The organism is bacterium (genome assembly GCA_036524115.1).
Taxonomy (GTDB): Bacteria; JAUVQV01; JAUVQV01; order JAUVQV01; family DATDCY01; genus DATDCY01.
Genome location: DATDCY010000235.1, coordinates 1 through 1,798, shown reverse-complemented (window position 1 = coordinate 1,798; position 1,798 = coordinate 1). Strand labels below are relative to the sequence as shown.

The following is a 1,798-nucleotide window of genomic DNA, read 5'->3' as shown; positions in this document are numbered from 1 at the left end:
CCCCGGGAGCACGCCCGGCTGGCCGACGAGGTCGCCGGGCGCGGCGCGCTCGTCTCGGAATTCCCCTTCGGCTCCGAGCCCGAAGCCTGGCACTTCCCGCTGCGCAACCGCGCGATCAGCGGCCTGGCCCGCGGCGTGGTGGTCGTCGAGGCCTGCGACCGCAGCGGCGCGCTCGTCACCGCCGACATGGCCCTCGAGCAGGGGCGCGACGTCTTCGCCGTCCCCGGCCCCGTCACCTCGCCGCTGAGCGCGGGCCCCAACCGCCTGATCCGGCAGGGGGCGGCGCTCGCCGGCAGCGCGGCCGACGTGCTCGAGACGTACCCCGACCTCGCGCCGCGCGCGGCCGCGTCGGCAGCCGCCGGCGCGCGCGACGCGGGCCCGATCCTCGGCGAGCAGGAGCGGCGGCTGCTCGAGATCATCGGCGCGGCGCCGCGCCCGATCGACGACATCATCCGCGACTTCGCGGGGCCGGCCCAGGCCGCGGCCGCGCTGCTCACGGGACTGGAGCTGCGGGGCCTCGTCCAGCAGCTTCCCGGCAAGATCTTCGCGCGGGCCTGAGGGCGGGGGGGCGACAATGCCTGACACCTGGCTCGGCCTCCTGCACACGCTCACCGGGCGGCTGCTCGCCGAGCGGCACCTGCGCCTGGACCCGTCGCCGCTGGTCGAGGAGCTGGTCGCGGACGGCTACGAGCCCGCCGACGTCGCGCTCGCGCTCGCGTGGGTCGAGCGCTTCTTCGCCGGGCTGCAGCCCGGGCCTGCGGCCGCCCCCGGGCAGGCCCCGGTCACCTCGAGCGGCCTGCGCTCCCGCTCCGCCGAGGAGCTCGTGTGCGTCTCGCCCGGCGCGTTCGGGCTGCTGCTGCGACTCGAGCAGGGCGGCGTCATCGACGCGGCCGCCCGCGAGGAGATCCTCGAGCGGGCGCTCGCGCTCTGCGAGGACGAGATCGGCGAGGAGGAGATCCGCGAGATCTCGCGCCACGTCCTGGAGGCGGCCGGCCGCGACGGCTCGGCGGCCGACGACCCGGAGGCGGGCCGCCCCCGCCCCCGCCACCTTCATTAGCAGACAGCTGATAATGGCGAAGAACCTCGTGATCGTCGAGTCGCCGGCCAAGGCGAAGACCCTCGAGAAGTTCCTCGGCAAGGACTTCGCGGTGCTCGCCTCCTACGGCCACGTGCGCGACCTGCCCTCGACCGCCGCGGAGATCCCGGCGAAGGTCAAGGGCCAGAGCTGGGCGCGCCTCGGCGTGGACGTGGACAACGGCTACGCGCCGCTGTACGTCGTGCCGGCGGACCGCAGGAAGCAGATCAAGCTGCTCAAGGAGCGCCTCAAGGAGGCCGCCGCCCTCTACCTCGCGACCGACGAGGACCGCGAGGGCGAGTCGATCTCCTGGCACCTGCTGGAGCTGCTCGCCCCGAAGGTGCCCGTGAAGCGGATGGTCTTCCACGAGATCACGAAGGAGGCGATCCGCGAGGCGGTGGAGAACTGCCGCGAGGTCGACGAGCACCTCGTGGACGCCCAGGAGGCGCGGCGCATCCTCGACCGCCTCTACGGCTACGAGGTCAGCCCCGTGCTCTGGCGCAAGATCGCCCCGCGCCTCTCGGCCGGGCGGGTGCAGAGCGTGACGACGCGCCTGCTCGTCGAGCGCGAGCGCGAGCGGATGGCCTTCCGCTGCGCCGCCTGGTGGGACGCCCAGGTGACGCTCGAGCACGCCGGCCAGCGCTTCCCCGCGCAGGTGACCGCGCTCGACGGGCGCCCGCTCGCGCAGGGCCGCGACTTCGCCGCCGACGGCACGCTGGCGCC

Annotated in this window: 3 protein-coding genes; all 3 read left to right on the top strand. The window is 75.0% G+C overall.

Translation table 11 applies throughout. From position 1 onward, the window contains the following. The coding region (locus VI078_11430; protein ID HEY5999893.1) for a DNA-processing protein DprA at positions 1-558 on the top strand (558 nt) is incomplete at its 5' end. A gap of 16 nt (positions 559-574) precedes the next feature. After that, positions 575-1,057, top strand: coding sequence for a DUF494 family protein (locus VI078_11425; GenBank protein HEY5999892.1), 483 nt, complete (start codon positions 575-577; stop codon positions 1,055-1,057). A 13-nt stretch (positions 1,058-1,070) separates the two neighbouring features. Further along, on the top strand, positions 1,071-1,798 hold a 728-nt coding region (locus VI078_11420), incomplete at its 3' end, for a toprim domain-containing protein (protein HEY5999891.1).

Coding starts and splice junctions, on each gene's coding strand:
- VI078_11425 (HEY5999892.1), top strand. CDS start 575: ATGCCTGACACCTGGCTCGGCCTCCTGCACACGCTCACCGGGCGGCTG.